This is a genomic window from Caryophanon tenue (genome assembly GCF_001700315.1).
Classification (GTDB): domain Bacteria; phylum Bacillota; class Bacilli; order Bacillales_A; family Planococcaceae; genus Caryophanon; species Caryophanon tenue.
Window position 1 is genome coordinate 70,716 of the sequence record NZ_MASJ01000007.1, and the last position, 16,610, is coordinate 87,325.

Annotated in this window: 15 protein-coding genes; 2 read left to right on the top strand and 13 right to left on the bottom strand. The window is 38.2% G+C overall.

Annotated elements, in window-relative coordinates; translation table 11 throughout:
- Positions 1–73 precede the first annotated feature (73 nt).
- From A6M13_RS06740 to A6M13_RS06750, 3 genes are all read right to left on the bottom strand, one after another.
- Positions 74–1,456 (bottom strand): GGDEF domain-containing protein, encoded by a 1,383-nt coding sequence (locus A6M13_RS06740; RefSeq protein ID WP_066544180.1) that lies wholly within the window; start codon positions 1,454–1,456, stop codon positions 74–76.
- Complete coding sequence (locus tag A6M13_RS06745; RefSeq protein ID WP_066544182.1) at positions 1,457–2,857, bottom strand: GGDEF domain-containing protein; 1,401 nt, start codon at positions 2,855–2,857, stop codon at positions 1,457–1,459. It lies immediately after the preceding gene.
- A gap of 96 nt (positions 2,858–2,953) precedes the next feature.
- On the bottom strand, positions 2,954–3,457 hold the full coding sequence (locus A6M13_RS06750) for a YehS family protein (protein ID WP_066544184.1): 504 nt from the start codon (positions 3,455–3,457) through the stop codon (positions 2,954–2,956).
- A 176-nt stretch (positions 3,458–3,633) separates the two neighbouring features.
- Here A6M13_RS06750 and A6M13_RS06755 point away from each other — a divergent pair, with 176 nt between their 5' ends.
- Positions 3,634–4,530 carry a LysR family transcriptional regulator gene (locus tag A6M13_RS06755; protein WP_066544186.1) on the top strand — a complete coding sequence of 299 codons (897 nt, stop codon included), beginning with the start codon at positions 3,634–3,636 and terminating at the stop codon, positions 4,528–4,530.
- 575 nt (positions 4,531–5,105) lie between these two features.
- Here the strand turns inward: A6M13_RS06755 and A6M13_RS06760 are convergent.
- The 6 genes from A6M13_RS06760 to A6M13_RS06785 form a co-directional block, all read right to left on the bottom strand.
- Positions 5,106–6,254 carry a methyl-accepting chemotaxis protein gene (locus A6M13_RS06760; protein WP_066544187.1) on the bottom strand — a complete coding sequence of 383 codons (1,149 nt, stop codon included), beginning with the start codon at positions 6,252–6,254 and terminating at the stop codon, positions 5,106–5,108.
- Between the two features lie 15 nt (positions 6,255–6,269).
- A complete protein-coding gene (locus A6M13_RS06765) occupies positions 6,270–6,980 on the bottom strand; it encodes a hypothetical protein (RefSeq protein WP_066544190.1) in 711 nt (236 codons plus the stop codon).
- Between the two features lie 18 nt (positions 6,981–6,998).
- Positions 6,999–7,379, bottom strand: a complete 381-nt coding sequence (locus tag A6M13_RS06770) for a hypothetical protein (RefSeq protein ID WP_066544192.1) — start codon at positions 7,377–7,379, stop codon at positions 6,999–7,001.
- Positions 7,380–7,752: 373 nt separating this feature from the next.
- Positions 7,753–8,724, bottom strand: a complete 972-nt coding sequence (locus A6M13_RS06775) for a tRNA dihydrouridine synthase (protein ID WP_066544193.1) — start codon at positions 8,722–8,724, stop codon at positions 7,753–7,755.
- Positions 8,725–8,883: 159 nt separating this feature from the next.
- Positions 8,884–9,084, bottom strand: a complete 201-nt coding sequence (locus tag A6M13_RS06780; RefSeq protein WP_066544196.1) for a cold-shock protein — start codon at positions 9,082–9,084, stop codon at positions 8,884–8,886.
- Between the two features lie 248 nt (positions 9,085–9,332).
- Positions 9,333–10,184 (bottom strand): hypothetical protein, encoded by an 852-nt coding sequence (locus A6M13_RS06785; protein ID WP_066544199.1) that lies wholly within the window; start codon positions 10,182–10,184, stop codon positions 9,333–9,335.
- A gap of 466 nt (positions 10,185–10,650) precedes the next feature.
- Between A6M13_RS06785 and A6M13_RS06790 the strand changes: the two genes are divergently transcribed.
- Positions 10,651–12,363, top strand: a complete 1,713-nt coding sequence (locus A6M13_RS06790) for a methyl-accepting chemotaxis protein (protein WP_066544202.1) — start codon at positions 10,651–10,653, stop codon at positions 12,361–12,363.
- Positions 12,364–12,449: 86 nt separating this feature from the next.
- Here the strand turns inward: A6M13_RS06790 and A6M13_RS06795 are convergent, their stop codons facing one another.
- The 4 genes from A6M13_RS06795 to rlmD all read right to left on the bottom strand — a co-directional run bounded on the left by A6M13_RS06795 (position 12,450) and on the right by rlmD (position 16,530).
- Positions 12,450–12,962, bottom strand: coding sequence for a GGDEF domain-containing protein (locus tag A6M13_RS06795; RefSeq protein ID WP_066544206.1), 513 nt, complete (start codon positions 12,960–12,962; stop codon positions 12,450–12,452).
- A 221-nt stretch (positions 12,963–13,183) separates the two neighbouring features.
- Positions 13,184–14,665: a methyl-accepting chemotaxis protein gene (locus A6M13_RS06800; protein ID WP_066544208.1), complete on the bottom strand. Its 1,482-nt coding sequence runs from the start codon at positions 14,663–14,665 to the stop codon at positions 13,184–13,186.
- Between the two features lie 173 nt (positions 14,666–14,838).
- The gene (locus A6M13_RS06805; protein ID WP_083998255.1) at positions 14,839–15,138 is read right to left on the bottom strand and encodes an EAL domain-containing protein; all 300 of its coding nucleotides are present in this window, start codon (positions 15,136–15,138) and stop codon (positions 14,839–14,841) included.
- 30 nt (positions 15,139–15,168) lie between these two features.
- Positions 15,169–16,530, bottom strand: a complete 1,362-nt coding sequence (gene rlmD / locus A6M13_RS06810; RefSeq protein ID WP_066544213.1) for a 23S rRNA (uracil(1939)-C(5))-methyltransferase RlmD — start codon at positions 16,528–16,530, stop codon at positions 15,169–15,171.
- Between the last annotated feature and the right edge of the window lie 80 nt (positions 16,531–16,610).

Here is a 16,610-nt window from a genome sequence, read left to right on the forward strand (position 1 = left end):
TCACCATTCCTAATTTGTTCATAAAGAGTATTGTAACAAACTTTTCATCAAAACGTACAATACTACGTATGATTCATGCATGTTGTTGGAATTGTGTATAACGATTGCGCCCTTGCTGTTTCGATTGATAGAGCGCGCGGTCCGCTTCTTCCAACAATACCTCAATCGGGACATTTGCTCGGACTACTGTTGCGCCGATGCTAATGCTTACGTGATGAACCTCGCCTTTTACTGTAAATGCACATTGTTGCATATGCGCATGAAATTGTGCGAGCATCACTTCAATTCCCTCTAACTGCTTCACGCTGTAAAATACGACAAACTCATCGCCACCGTAACGAATAACAACAGCAGACTCCGATGAGAAAAATTGCCTAGCACGTTCTGCCATTAAACAAATCACTTCATCGCCAACACGATGACCAAAACAATCATTAATCTGTTTAAAATGATCGGCATCAAATAATAAAAGCCCTACGAATGAATGTTGTTCATCAAGCCATATTGGCATTTTTTCGTCTAAATACCTTCGATTTTTCACTTTTGTTAACGGGTCATGCCAAAGCATTTCTTCTAAAAGCTCTGTATTTAAATAGATTTTCATTTGGTCGATTTGTTTTTTCGCTTGCGCTTCTTTTAGGCGTCCTAAATAATGATAATACGTTTCGAGCGTTTCGACGTACTGTTCGAGTGTTTCAACTTCTTCTGCAACATGTAAAAAACGTTCGTATAGCGTAGATAAAATCGTTTCATGCTGTCCATCATGTCGAATCACTTGTGCTAATAATTCATATGCTCGTTGCTTATCTCCACATATACAATAGTAATGCCCCTTCGCCAAAACATAGTGGTGATTCGTCAATATATGTGGGAATTGCTCTAGCCGCTCAAATTGTGCTTCTGCTATAGCCATTTTCCCCAGTTCTAAACTCGTATTAATATATTGCACACGTCCGATGATATACGGTTCATGCGCTTCAAAATTTAAGCGTTCACAATACATAAGACAACGCTCCATATGCATAAAGCTTTTCGCATACTCCTTCATCTCATAATAATAGTGACCTAAATTCCCTTCTAAAAAGAGTAAAGCGATCTCTTCATTCATGTCCGTTGCAAGCGCATATGCCTGCATTAAATACTCGTAATAATGGGCCGTATCATCTAATGTATGATAAATAGCTGCCACCGTATTTAAATAACGGATCCGCTGTGATGCCGTCATATGCCTTTCAAATGGTTGGAGTTTTCGAATGGTTTTCACGGCCACTTCGCTATCACCGAGTTGATAATACGCAACAGCTTTATTTAAAAGCAAATGAATTTCCTTTGCTACATCCGCTATTTGTTGTGCTAAATAAATTGCCGCGTCTACAAAGTGAAAAAACTGCTTAAATTCGCGTGTTTGGAAATATTCTTCGACTGTTTCAAACAGTTCTTTTGCCGCTTGCTCCATTTACTCTACCTCCACTTCTTGAATCGCCAAACGATTGCGCCCTTGCGATTTCCCTTCATACATATACTTATCGGCAATTGTCACTAAACGTTCAATGGACAATTCGTTCGTATACACACAATAGGCACAGCCAATGGTTACCGTTAATGACCACATATGGTCCTCATATACAAAAGGTGTTTGTTGTATAGCTACGTGTATATTCTCTAAAATATGCGCCGCGTTTGCTACATCATTAAACGAGAGTAATGCAACAAATTCATCGCCGCCATACCGTGCGACAATGCCATGCGGCTCGATAAATTGGGCAAGCACGTCGGAAAATTGTTGCAACACGGCATCCCCCGCTAAATGTCCGAAGCGGTCGTTAATATGCTTAAAGTTATCGACATCTAAAAACGCACAGCCAATATAGCGACTTTCAGGCTGCCATTGCTGAATTTGTTGTGAAAACCCTCGACGATTGTATAAGCCTGTCAACGCATCCCGCGACACAATTTCGCTTAATTGCTGCGTTTTCCATGCATGCTCTCCTTGTATAAGTAACTGTAATAATACGCGTCGCTCGTCCCCTTTTACAAGTTCAATCAACTGTTGATACAGCTTTTTTTGCTCGTATACATCGCCACGTTTTTTCGCTAACTTAATTTTCAATTCATATAGCGCAATAAACAGATGTCGCTGCATACTTGCACGAATTTTCGGCTCTAGCGTTGCTACAACACGCATCGCCTCTGCATCGTTATTCATATGAATGTGATAATGAATGTAATTGAGGTCGTATAACATTTGTAAACGTTCTGGCGCATCGGTAAATTTATGCCGTAGCTTCACATATTTAGCCGCCTCGTCATAATCCTCTAAATAGATATACGTACATAATAAATTGCTAATACATAAGCAGTCATCATGCTGAAACTTCCATTCGTCCTGCTCTTTATATTGATGCGCTACACAATGCGCCCTTTTTAAAAAAGCTTCTGCATCTTTGTAGCGCTGTTCAACGGTGTAATATAAAGCGATATTTGTATACGCATCAAACAATGCATACTTATCACCATATTCGAGCGCATACTCCTGCACTTCCAACATCGTTTCATAAAACCCTTCACGGTATCCAAGTAAATCTAACCCTAACGCGCGTGCATTTTTATATTGAATGACATCTTTACGACTGCCGTATTGTTCAATAAATGCAATGGATTGCACAATATGCTGAATAAGCTCTTGTATATTACCTGCCTGCAGTTCCATTTTCGCTTTTTCGATAAAGACTGTTACAAGCTGTTCATATGCTCGTTGCTGCTGTAATTCAGCCACTGCTACTGGATATAAGGATGAAAATTCCTGATACTGATCTTGCTTTATAAATTGTTGTAATGTCTCGATATACTCGCTCATAACACCGTTACACCTACTTTCCGTTTCTAATTTACAGTTATTGTAACAAAAAAGAACCCTCTCGAAAAATAAATCCGAGAAAGTTCTTTGATTTCTTTATTGACGATACTTTAAGGTTAAACCTTTTAAGAAATTACGCGCGAAGTTATCGCCACATTCTTTATAATTGCGATGGTCTGCCTTACGTAAAATTGCCCCTAGCTCACCTTTTGAAACGTTTAGTCCTGCATCATAAAAAATTGCAATCATATCTTCTGTCGTTAAACTTAAAGCAATTTTGACACGTTTTAACATTAAATTGTTTGAATGATCTTTTTTCGTCGGTGCTGGCGGTGGTGTTTGACCAGGCTTTTGTTCTTGCTTACCGCGTTTATAAGTAACAAAGCCGTTCATAAACTTCTCAAATAACGCGTCATTACATGCGATATAATCATCCGTTTGTACGAACTCTCCATCTTCATCTAGTGTTGGTTTCGCTAAATATTTTGGTAATACTTCCGGCGACATATTGTAGCCACCTAACGCGAAAATTTCGACCATTTCACGGTTTTTCAAATCTAACGCATAGCGTAAACGAATTAATAAATCATTATTTGTCATAGTTGTTCTCCTTTTGTTTCGTACTTCCTAAAACATGTGCGTCTGTTCATAAACATTAATTGTAATCGAAAATCGAATCATTGTCACTTGTTAGAAAACAGAGACAATAGGGAGCATTTTACGATACAATGGTAGAGAATTTCATGATTTTTCATGATTATTAAAGGATGGGATTTATGAATCTTGAACAAATTGAATATATTAAGGAGATTAGCCAAACGAAGTCCATTACAAAAGCGGCTGAAAATCTCGGCATTTCGCAGTCCGCGATTAGCCAATCTATTTCTTCGCTTGAGCAAGAATTGGGCATTCGCTTATTCAAACGTTCGCGCTACGGGACGTTTCCAACAGATGAAGGGAAATCAACTATCCGAAAAGCTTTAGATGTTTTGCGCTCCATTGATGACATTAAAGAAGATGCACGCATTACATCGAAGTTTTTGACTGGAGATTTACGCCTCGCAGCCGACACGACACTTATTCATAAATTACCAAAAGTGATTGGCCGCTTCAAACAGCAACATCCGCACGTCAATATTACCGTTTTAGAAACAACCCATCAGCAAATTCTCAAAACATTAGATGATTTCACGTTTCATATTGGCATCGCGGGTGTGCATGATGATATTTTAACGGCATTACCCTCAGGTATACAGTTTCGCCAATTTGGACAAGTTCCTATTGCAGAGCTGATTGTTTCTAAAAACTCACCGTTACTGTCGAAGCCTCAGCCACTGACGATTCATGATATTTTAACATTGCCGATGATTTTTCATAAAACACCTTATTGGGAAAAGTTTATTACGTTTTATGAGAAACAATACGGCCCATTAAATGTGTTATTAATGACGTCAAATACAGCTGTTATTAAAAGTATGGTCGCTGAAGGTATTGGCATTAGTATTTTACCGAATTACTTATTAGAAGATGATGTCCTCATCGACCAAGCATGCATTCATCGTGTACCTATCACGCTTGAATATGGTCCACCTTATAAACAATATGGCTATGTATACTCAACGAAACATCCACAAGCGACAATTATCCAAGCCTTTTTACCATTTTGCGACTAAATATAAGAAAGCCCCTTCGATAAATCGAAGGGGCTTTCATCTTGAGGGAGGAGATTTATAATGTATAAATCTACATCAGCAATTACAGGAATTGCTGTTTTATTAAAGTGTTTTCCCACGGCTAAGAAAACAGTTTAATGGGTGTTTAAATGATACACTTTCATGAGCAGTTATCATTTATGAGAGGTTCGATTTTTAGTATTTATCTAGCTACTTAGGGGAGTAGTTTTTTAAAATGTCGAACAATGCGATTACTTGAATCATTAACCTCATGTGATTATTCTAACATAAGTGAAACTAATGTAAATACATGTCGAAAAACATTGTGGTTCTATTTGTGAAATTGTGAACACTTCACCTTACAAAAGCGACAAAAACCCTTGCTACTATGGGCTAAAGATAAAAATTCTGAAATTTTCGCACTTTGTCACAAATAATGAATCGTATCTCACTTTCTCTCTAAATATTAGTAAACCTTATAATGGTCCCTTAAAATAACTGAATATTCAGCGCATTTTACATAAAAAAAACGAGAGGTACGGAGCAATGTTGCTCCAAATACCCTCGCTTTTTACTTAAGCAGCATCCTTTTCAAATGTAGAAGCGACACGTATTGTCGCGCCTTGAACATTATCTAAACTTTTCGCTGCTGTTAATAATGTTTCCATCATTGCTAATTCATCATCACTAATGCCGACTAGCTCGTCAAACATCTCAACAGACTCACGTGAAATAAACGAAATCTCTTTCATCGCAGCACTTAACTGTTGTGAGCTTGATGCTAATTCTTCTGCACCTGCTGAAGAGCTTCCATTACTCTCGGCAATAATTTGTGTAGATTCAACAATCTTCCCAAACATCGCGACAATTTCTTGAATTAACTCATTCGTCTGCGCAAATTCTTCTGTTCCTTTTTTCATCGAGACAACCACTTTGCTTGTCTCACCTTGGATGTTACCAACAATTTGTGATACTTCCGCTGCTGATTGACGCGACTGCTCTGCTAACTTTCGTACTTCATCCGCTACAACGGCGAAGCCTTTTCCGTGTTCGCCTGCACGTGCTGCCTCAATCGCTGCATTTAACGCTAATAAGTTAATTTGCTCTGAAATACCTGTAATCACTTTAACGATATCCCCAATTTCAACAGATTTATCACCTAATATAGTAATCGCGTCAAATGTTGAATGAATCGTTGTATTAAATTGCTCCATTTTATCCATCGATAATAATAGCTTTGCGTTCCCTTGCTCCGTTAAATCTAACGTCATATTGGACTGCTCTGAAATTTGGCTTGCGCGAATTGACATTTCCTCAATTGCAACGGTCATATCTTCTACCGATAATGTGCTTTCTTCCGTTGCAATAAGCTGTTTATTTAAGCCTTTACCAACCTCGTCAATTGCCGCACGTACAATTTCAGCTTTTTCTGTTGCCATTTCACCATTACTTGAAATATTTTGACCATTTTGCTCTAACGTTCGTGCCACTGTTTCAAAGTCTTTATGAACATGTGTAATAAATTCCACGAGTTCATTATAGGCTTCATGCTGTTTAGATGTGCCGCTGATTTTTGGCGCTAGCTCTCCAGATGCTAACAGTTTCATCCCTGTAATCATATCTGTTTCCACAGTATTTTGTCGCTTTAATGTAAAATATTGATAAGCAAAATAAATCGTCGTAAATAATAATACGATGATGCCAATAAACATGATGATATCCATAAAACTCTCCCTCGTTTACTCTGACTGTAATTGTCGTGCAATAATGTACACACCATCCGCAACGTCTTCAGGAATCATTGAAAAATGTTCACTCGTCGCATAGTTATGTACAAGATAGTTCCCATTTACATCTACATATTTTGTCATTTGATGATACTTCTCAAAAACACGTAATGACTTTGGATTCGTCGCTTCTGCGATCACCATTTTCATACCATTCGCTGTCGCTTTTTCAATTAATAAATCGCCTAATGCCTGAACGATTTCATGTCGACCATGCTCCGCAATCGTTCCCAATAAGAAAATATGTAACACTTCACCCGCCTGTGGCACGTGCCCGTAACGCTTCTTATAATCTTCAATAAATAATGAATCAATTTCTTCGAGTGCTTCCATTACATAATTCATACGCTGAAATGACCCTTCAAATGCGTAATCCCCATGTACTTCTACTTGGTTAATATCTGCTGCTAATACACCGACCACTTCACGTTGCTCATTTAATGCGACTGCGCAATACCCTTGTTGTACATTTTCTTCTAAATATTGCTGTGAAAAATTAGAAAAATCTTCAAATGTTAAGCCTGAATAACTAATCATAGGCTCTTTAATCACTTTATTTTCTACTTCAATTCCTACAAATGCTTTGCCTAAACATACCGCTGTTTGATGAATTAGTGTTGGGTCTTCTAATGTTAAAATTTCATATGTATAAGTTGTTGTCATATTAACCGCTCCGCTTCATTATCGTTGGCGTGCTTCGAACTCTGCCAACGTATCATACAGTTTTCCTGGGAAATTATATGGCTCTAAACCGTTACGAATCTGCACATACGCAATTTTAGAAACTGGCATAATAATCAAAATTTCTTTAAACCCTAGTGTACCGTACGTCATCATCGTAGCACCTAAATTCGCTGATACTTTACGTGGCACAGGTGCTTGATACGTTGCATCTACTACTAATGTGTACATATTTTTCGATACTCTTTTCGTTGTTGCTGTTAAATCGGCAATATATTCATCAACAACGTCATCACGTATAAACCCTAAAATTTGTACGTGCAGTTCTTGCTTGGCTTCGTAAATCGCCATGTTGTACCTTTCTTTTTCTACTACAAGCATGTTGCCATTCCTCCTTCAATACTATGACTAGAAAATCTATATTTCTCATGATCTTCCATACATCTAATCCAATCAAAATAAAGGTATATTCCTCACAGAGAAATAAACCTTAACTAGTATAATAAATATATAAAAAATTATCCACAATAGTGCTTTGGACTAAAGATATTATTGTTTAAAACGGATATTTTGTCATCAAACGGTCTCAACAAAATCAAATAAACATTAATTTAATTTGAAATTTTTACAAATTTTTTATTTAAAAGGGTTTCAATGAACAAGGAAAAGCCCTCGACATATTTTGTCGAGAGCTAATTTTTTGTATAGCTAAGCATACTTGAACATCCATTTTGCAAGTCTTATTACGAAGATTTTATCCTTCCGCTTCTTCTGTATCAAATGTATCAAGTAATGCGCGTACTTCTTCAACGCTGCGCGTTTGCATTAATGCATTACGTAGCTCCGCTGCACCGCGGAAGCCTTTTACATAAATTTTAAAGAAGCGGTGTAAACCTGTCACTGAGCGTGGCAGTTCTTCAATATATTGCTCATGTAAATCAAGTTGTAAGCGTAGTAAGTCTAAATATTCTTTCGTGCTATGCTCACGTGGCTCCTTTTCAAATGCAAACGGGTTTTTGAAAATACCGCGACCAATCATCACACCATCAACACCATATTTCTCTACAAGCTCTAAGCCCATTTGACGGTCTAAAATATCACCATTAATCGTTAATAATGTATGCGGTGCAATTTCATCACGTAACGCTTTAATTTCAGGGATTAGCTCCCAGTGTGCATCAACGGCACTCATTTCTTTACGTGTACGTAGGTGGATTGATAAGTTCGCAATATCTTGTTTTAAAATATGCGTTAACCATTCTTTCCATTCATCCACTTCTTTAAAACCTAAACGTGTTTTCACACTTACTGGTAAACCGCCTGCCTTTGCTGCTTCGATTAATTCCGCTGCAACGTCTGGACGTAAAATTAAACCACTACCTTTACCACGTTGCGCAACATTCGGTACAGGGCACCCCATATTAATATCGATGCCTTTAAAGCCCATCTCCGCTACACCGATACTCATTTTACGGAAGTTTTCAGGGTTGTCTCCCCAAATGTGCGCGACCATTGGCTGTTCATCTTCCGTGAATAATAGGCGACCACGTACGCTTTGAATTCCTTCTGGATGGCAATAGCTTTCTGAGTTCGTAAATTCCGTGAAAAATACATCTGGTCGTCCCGCTTCAGCGACAACATGACGGAATACTACGTCTGTTACATCCTCCATTGGGGCTAATACAAAAAATGGCTTCGGTAAATCTTGCCAGAAATTTTCTTTCATATTTCTTTCAATCCTCTCATGATTGTTCATATTCTCGATAATCAACCTTTCCATTTTAACGTGTTTACACGCATATCGCAAAGGAGTAGATTTGCGATATGCGTGTAAACAACACAAAAAAAGGCACCCTATAAAAGGATGCCTTTTTGGATCATAAAATTAAAGTTTTACGATGTTTGTAGCTTGAGGACCACGTTGACCGTCTTCGATAGAAAACTCAACTTTTTGGCCTTCTTCTAAAGTTTTGAAACCGTCACCTTGGATTGCTGAGAAGTGAGCGAATACGTCTGCTCCACCTTCAACCTCGATGAAACCGAAACCTTTTTCTGCGTTAAACCATTTAACTGTACCTTGTGTCATGTTGAATGACCTCCATTTGATTAAAATTAATAAGATCACATTTCTTCTTGAGAAAGAAAAAAATTCACATATTACAAAAAGTATTTTAAGAACAACAAATACGCTTTGTAATAGGTGAATTCGTCATAATCTGTATTACCGTAATTATACATCATTTTTTTTAGCTTGTCTACATTTTCTGTTCAGAAATTTTTTTAAAATGAAAGACGGCCTTGTGAAACGCCGTCTTTATAGGGTTTTGCGCTATTTTAAAGCGTTAATTGTGGCTGGTTTTTCGTACTTTTTGGTGGGTGTAGTTCATTTAATTTACAGAAGTAGGCTAAAAACTTCGCCGCCTGCTCTTTCTGTTCAGATGTTTCTTCGAAGTGCTCGGCATCTGCTAAAATTTGTGCCATCCACTCATTATCAAAGTAACGATGCTTGCCTGAATTCCACGTTGCTTTGCCATTGCCTTTATCGCTCGTATAATAATTCCAAAACAATAGTTGCTTTGATGCTTCCGTAGATAATTGTAATTTATATGATTCGTTTGCTGGAATCGCACCATTCGTCGCAAATTTTCCAATATAATTGGCTGGCACCATATATGCACCAATAATGCGTCGCTCTTCCTCAGGGCGTCCGTGTGCTAGTGCTGTCAATAAAACGGCACTATTTGGATAAAGACGAATTAACTTACTCGGCTCACCTTTATGCACGCCACTTTTAATTGTCCCTGCAAACATCGTCCATGTTGTAAAAATTTCTTTTTGCTCCGTTGCATCACAACGAAATACAACTTGTGACTTCGGATGAACTTTATATGTGCTCAATAACTTCTCTTTTGTTACTTGACGTTCTTGTTTTGTGCGACGTAATGTCGCCTCTTCCTGTGCCTTTAATTGCTCTGCCTGCATAATTTGCTCTTTTGCGACAGTTAAATCATGAAACTGCTGTGCCTCTGTTGGATCTGATAACGTTAAAAATTTCTCAAAAGCATCTGGAAAAATGAAAAACTTTGTTTCCGTGCCGAATGAAACTTCTAAACTATCCTCTTCGTGCTTTGTTACAGTACCCTCACCGAACGTTTTATGTGTAACCTTTTTACCGATAAAGTCCATTGGTTAATCCTCCTTAAAATAGCAACACATTTCGTGTATGCTGTTGCGGTGGCTGCCCACCCTTGAAGTTCACAAAGCTGTTGACATAAAAAAATAAAAGCCGTTTTGCTCTCCTATCTGCTTCAAGTACAGCGGAATTCAAATACGGCTTCTTTCTATTATACCATTTTTCAAAAAAACTGCCACAATATTATTGACAGCCATTAATCTGTACTATAGAATTAAAAATTTAATATTTTTTCACTACATTTATTTTCACTATCTCCTCTTAAAAATCCCGTTCTTTATTCACTCTTTTGTCAAAAAAAATCATGCTCTTTTCATATATTTTTTGAATTTCATTAAATGTAACAGCAAAATTATATCTTTAGTATAATTCTCTATTAGAAAAACATACCAATAGACCTAGTAAATAAGAATGTGTATAATACACAAGGAATGTAAAACAGAGAGGAATTTTTATGACGTGAAACTATTTAATAATTTGAACATCATGCCAAAGATGATGATTAACGCGATTATCGGGCTCATTTGTATCGGTATCATTGGCATGTTTAGCTATTTGACGATTTCATCTACTACGAAAAATATGCAAATCATTAACGAACAACAATATATCCCATCTCAATGGGTGTCAGCCGCGGTTGAATTTAATCAGCGCTTAGATGCCGTGTTATTAGAAATGATGCTTATTACAGATATTGAGAAAAAGCAGCAACTACATGATGAAACAAACGAAGGTATTGATGAAGTGTTAGCAAACTTCGCAAAATTTGAAGCGATGGATTTATCAGCAGAAGAACGTACATTAATTGAAAATTTCTACGTAGCTGTGGACAAATTTGAAGCGCCTCAGCAAGAAGTAATGACATTAGCAAGTCAAAATAAAAATGCAGAGGCATTTGCGCTATATATAGCCGAAGTACAACAACCTCGCCGTGATTTAATTGATGCATTATTAGCGATTAATGAATTGAAAATGGGCAAAGTGACAACAATTATCGATAACACGGTCGAAAATGGCAAAGAAACTGTGAATGTACTTCTCATTATTTTCTTCATCGCTGCAATTTTATTAATTGGTAGCATTTACTTACTATCTAAACATATTGCAAAACCAATCCATTCACTTGTGGATGTGCTAGAGCAAACGAAACAAGGTGATTTAACCGTTCGTAGCGACTACGCTTCTACAAATGAGTTAGGGAAATTAACGCTTGCTTATAATGAGACAATGGATAATTTAGTACATGTCCTACATCAAACAAAGCATTCTGCAATCGACGTAGATGCAACGTCTTCTGAACTTGCAGCAAGCGCTGAAGAAATGACTGCATCTATCGAGGAAGTTGTTAGTGCCATTCAAAACATCGCAAAAAGCAGTGACCAAACACAAACAAATATTCAAGCGAATACACAAAGTTTACTGAGTGTACAGCGTGATATTGTTGTAATTGAAGAACACTTAGCAGATGTGACAAACCTAGCTCAGCTTAATTTCCAGCACTCTGAAGAAGGCGCATTACTCATTACGGAGAATGTGACGCAAATGAAAAATATTACATCATCTGTACAACGCTCGAATGAACAAGTTGTTGTTTTAGTTGATAAAACAACGAAGATTGATGAAGTACTAACAACGATTACAAATATCGCCGACCAAACAAACTTACTTGCTTTAAATGCTGCAATTGAAGCAGCACGTGCAGGCGAGCATGGAAAAGGCTTTGCCGTTGTCGCAGACGAAGTACGAAAGCTCGCGGAACAATCTTTACATGCAACGCAATCCATTTCTACCATTATTGAAGAAATTAAAGAAGATAGTAAACAGACCGTAAATGTGATGCAACACGTCAATGAGGATGCTGTTATCGGGCTTCAAAAATCACAGCAAACAGCGGCGAAATTTGAAGAGATTATGGAGCTAACATTGGCCATTTCACCAAAAATGCAACAAGTAACCGACGCTCTTTCTACAATGGTGACGGAGTTTGAAGTGTTAGAGAAACATTCACAAGAAGTGCTAACGATGGCTACGAATAATGCAGTTGCCGTTGAAACAGTAACAGCTACAATTGAGCAACAAGCTGCTTCAACAGAAGAAGTAAGTAGTTCGACAACGAACTTATCCACTACGGCAAACAATTTAGCGATGTCGATTCAACACTTTAAAATTTAACGATCATCTGTAAAAAACAAAAAGCGTTCAGCAGTTATCATTGCTGAACGCTTTTTTACGATTTCATGTATGTTCCTTATGCCAATTTATTCACTTTCATATAGTCGCACTGTATTGCGTCCTTGTCGTTTAGCGGTATATAACGCGTGGTCAGCACGATTGTACCAATCCGCTACCGTCTCATCCATGAGCCATTCTGCTACACCGATACTTGCCGTGACATGCTGTTCTCCGATATAGGTATGGTTCGCTACTTTTTGTCGAATATTTTCCGCAATAGCGACCGCTTGTTGCGCTGTCGTATTTCGTAACAACACATAAAGGCTTTCCTGACTCATCATGACCGCTACACAGTATAGCCCTGAATCTTCGTATATCGCTTTATCCCCTACATTGTATGGGTTCTCTTCAGACTGGCTCGCAACGAGAACGCTCAATTCCTCTTGCTCGACTTTCATAATAATTCCCGTTGAGGCGCCACCAAGATGCGCAAGCAAATTGATGATGCTTTGCCATTCCTGAAGTAAACTTTTTGGAATGTCTAAATTATCAAAAGCGTGCTTATTTATATGATAGTAGTGTTTTAAAATGTCTTCCATTTCTTAGAACATCTCCTTATGTGTCATTTAGACAAAATTCCAAAAATACAACGCGACTGCCATAGCACAAAAATATCATTTATATCAACAGAATAACAAAATAATATAAAAACTCTAATAAAAGAGACGCCAGGAGATAGAGTTTCCCTATGAATATCCTCGCACATTCTAAAATCAAAAAGCCTAGATTTGCCTCATCAGCATATCTAAGCTTTTTCTCATTACTTTGTACTTTGTACGAGCTCTCGATTTAATAGTTGTAGCTTCGCTGTTGCCGTATTAATCGCCTCTAGCAATTTATTTTCCTCAGCAATCGATGAAACAATTTCCTCGGTTGCCGCACTATTTTGTTGCGACATCACTGATAACATTTCGACTTCTTGTAACAGCTCGACAAATTGTTTGCTCATGTTTTCAATTGCATTAACACTTTGTAATACATTATTACTGGAATGGTCACTCACTACTTTTACTTCATTAAATGCCGCTGCAATTTCTTCGAGTAACTTTCGCCCTTCAGCTGCTGTTACCTGCCCTCGTAATGACTGCTCTTGCGCTGCTGTAGACTTATGAAATAGTTGGGCAGTTACTTTTGTAATCTGTGTTGCCGTTACCGCACTTTCCTCGGCTAGTTTACGCACTTCATCAGCAACAACAGCAAATCCAGCACCGTGTTCACCAGCACGTGCCGCTTCAATCGCTGCATTTAACGCCAATAAATTCGTTTGGTCTGCAATCTTTGTAATGCCACTCAGTAGCTCATTGACCGTTTGTAAGCTTTGTTGCAGTTCGTTCATCGTCTGTACCGTTACATCCATCGAATGACTAAGGTCACCCATTTGCATTGTTACTTCATTGACACTCTGCGCATTAGTGGCGAGCTGGTCATTCACTTGTTGTGACTGCGCCATCGCTTCTCTCGATAAATCGACTGTATGCAATAACTCTGATTGGGCATCGTGCATAACGTGATGCATCGTCGAAATTGAATCTGCTTCCTGCTGAATTGCCCGTGCAATTTGCTCTGTCGACGTTAAAATTGTTGTGCTCGTCGCAGACAATGAAGTCGCCGTACGATTCACACTGTCTGTTTCTACACCAAGTGTTTGTGCACTTTGTTCTAGCTTTTGCACAAGCGCATTTGCTTCTTCTAATAAACGAGTAGCTTCCTGTTCACGCTGTTGAGAGGCCGTTACTAAACTGCCACCCCATTCATTTAATTTTGCTAACATATACTGAATGCCGTTATATACCGCAAAAAGCACGATAAACCCAGTGAACGACACATCGTCTCCTAATAACTTTTCAGGAACGACAATGTAAAGTATTAAAATATAGGTCTGTACAATTACACCATACATAATTAAAATACGACGATTAAAATAAATCGTTGCCATAATTATTGTGATAAACATCAAGTAATGTTTATTTAAGCTATAGTCATCTACTAAAAATATAATAAAAATAATCGTCCCTGGCATCGCTGCAAATAGCACTGCTTTTATCGTATCAGATATGTTTAAAAAATAATTAATCATGCCAAATACGATAATGCCTAAGCCTGCAATAATATACGATTGAGTCTCCACAAATCCATCTCGTACGATCCACGGTACTACGATCAGCACAACCATCAAGCACGTAATCTTCAAATTTAATAGATGCACTTTCTTTACATCAAAGGAAAAATGTTTGTTTTCCACGGCGTAATGCCCCTTCCATTTATCATGAAATTGTAAAATGATTTACAACATTAAAACAGTAATATTATAGTCCTAATTTCACGAATTATGACACTTTCAGAATTAATGATAAACAATTGGTGAAAATTAGCTCAAAAACAACAAAAATCCCCTGTATGACGAGGGGATCAATGTTAATCAACTATATATCGCTGTTCAAACTGTTCAATTGGCTGCGGCTTACTGTAGTAAAAACCTTGAATCATATAACATCCTTCATCATGTAAATGCGCCAGTTCATCTTCCGTTTCGACACCTTCTGCAATCACTTCTAGCTTTAAATATTGCGCCATTTTAATCATCGCTGACGTAATACTAGCATTTACCGGCTGTTGTGCAATATTTTGAATAAATGAACGGTCAATTTTCACACCATCTAGTTCAAATGTTTTTAAATAATTAAACGATGAGTACCCTGTGCCAAAATCATCAATTTTAAAGTATCAAATTAACGTCAATACTCTTTATACTAACTCCAACCACGCCACCGCTTCACAGTGCGCTGTATGTGGGAACATATCCACCGGTTGGACTTCCTTCGTTTTGTAACCGCCATCTTCTAAAATGCGTAAATCGCGGGCGAGTGTTGCTGGGTTACATGATACGTAGACAACACGTTTTGGTTGTTGCGTTAAAATCGTTGTTAATAGTGCCTCGTCACAGCCTTTACGTGGTGGGTCGACAACAAGTACATCAGCACCTTTGCCTTCTTTATACCAGCGTGGGATTACTTCTTCTGCTGGACCTGCCTCGAAGTATGTGTTCGTAAAGCCGTTTAGCTCTGCGTTGCGTTTTGCGTCCTCAATTGCTTGTGGTACGATTTCAACACCTGATACGTGCGCAGCTGTTTGTGCTAAAAACAGTGAGATTGTGCCGATACCACAGTAAGCATCAATGACACGTTCGCCACCTTGTAGCTGTGCATAGTCTAGTGCTTGCTTGTAAAGCACTTCTGTTTGTGTTGGATTTACTTGATAGAATGAGCGCGCTGAAATTTCAAATTTCACGTCGCCAATCGTATCAACAATTGCTTCTTTGCCGTATAAGACAAATGTTTCATCGCCGAAAATAACGTTCGTTTTTTTCGAGTTTACGTTTTGTACAATGGATACTGTGTTTGGCACCATTTCTTTAATCGCTTCGATAACCGCTTCCTTCTCAGGTAAAGCGTGCGTGCGTGTCACAAGCACCACCATCACCTCATCCGTTGCGTTTCCTTTACGAATAACAACATGGCGCAGTACACCTTTATGCTTTTCTTCATTATACGGGCGTACACCAAGCTGTTGCAGCGTTAATTTTAATTCGCGCATAATGGCATCTGATTCTGTATTTTGAATTAAGCAACGGTCCATATCGACAATATGATGTGATTTCGTTTTATAGAAGCCTGCCATAATGCGTCCGTCTTGCTCAGCAAACGGAATTTGTGCTTTATTACGGTAACGCCAAGGGTCTTGCATACCCTTTGTAGCGTGTACAGGCGCATCAATTTTACCGATGCGGCGCATGACATTTTCGACCATCTTTTGCTTCCATTTCAGCTGACCTTCGTATGTCATATGCTGTAATTGGCAACCGCCACATTGTGCAAAATATGCGCAAGGTGCCTCCACGCGGTCTGGGGATGGTGTCACGATATTAATCACTTTTGCAAAGCCGTAGTTTTTTAATGTTTTTAAAACATGCACTTCTGCTGTTTCGTCTGGTAACGCACCTTGAATAAATAGCGGGTAGCCATCTACCTTCGCAACGCCGTTACCATCATGTGTTAAGTCTTCTATTGTTACCGTTAAACGGTCATTTTTTTGTACAGGTGTAGACATATGATGATATCCTCCATTTCAATTTTTCTATTGTATCATGATTTTGAGTGAAGAAGAAATGCCTTGTCTTGTATTTTCAT